Origin of the sequence: Mesorhizobium sp. M0058, assembly GCF_040323095.1 — a bacterium.
Taxonomy (GTDB): domain Bacteria; phylum Pseudomonadota; class Alphaproteobacteria; order Rhizobiales; family Rhizobiaceae; genus Mesorhizobium.
In genome coordinates this window covers 1-877 of record NZ_JAMYUQ010000057.1, presented here as the reverse complement: position 1 = coordinate 877, position 877 = coordinate 1, and the positions used below count along the sequence as shown (strand labels likewise).

1 protein-coding gene is annotated in these 877 nt (G+C 63.4%); it reads right to left on the bottom strand.

The annotated features are described in order from the left end of the window. Position 1 precedes the first annotated feature (1 nt). Positions 2-877: elongation factor Tu (locus NKJ75_RS32770; protein WP_352500762.1), on the bottom strand; the 876-nt coding region annotated here is incomplete at its 5' end.

Sequence of the window (877 nt, the reverse complement as noted above, 5' to 3'; positions counted from 1 at the left end):
ATTACTCTTTGATGGTGACGACGATGCCGGCACCGACGGTGCGGCCGCCTTCACGGATGGCGAAGCGCAGCTTCTCTTCCATGGCGATCGGCACGATCAGCTCGACATCGACCGTGATGTTGTCGCCGGGCATAACCATTTCCGTGCCTTCCGGCAGCGACACGATGCCGGTCACGTCGGTCGTGCGGAAGTAGAACTGCGGACGGTAGTTGGTGAAGAACGGCGTGTGACGGCCACCTTCGTCCTTGGTCAGGATGTAGGCTTCGGCCACGAACTTCTTGTGCGGCTTCACCGTACCGGGCTTGGCCAGAACCTGGCCGCGCTCGACGCCTTCACGATCAACGCCGCGCAGCAGCGCGCCGATGTTGTCGCCGGCCTGGCCCTGATCGAGCAGCTTGCGGAACATCTCGACGCCCGTGCAGGTCGTCTTGGTCGTCGGGCGGATGCCGATGATTTCCAGTTCCTCGCCGACCTTGACGATGCCGCGCTCGACGCGGCCGGTCACGACCGTGCCACGGCCCGAGATCGAGAACACGTCTTCGATCGGCATCAGGAACGGCTTGTCCAGCGGACGAACCGGCGTCGGGATATAGGCATCGACCGCAGCCATCAACTCGCGGATCGCATCTTCGCCGATGGTCTTGTTGGAATCTTCCAGAGCAGCCAGCGCCGAACCCTTGACGATCGGAATGTCGTCGCCGGGGAACTCGTTCTTCGACAGAAGCTCGCGAACCTCGAGCTCGACCAGTTCGAGCAGCTCGGCATCGTCGACCTGGTCGACCTTGTTCAGGAACACCACGATCGACGGCACGCCGACCTGACGGGCAAGCAGGATGTGCTCGCGGGTCTGCGGCATCGGGCCGTCGGCGGCCGACAC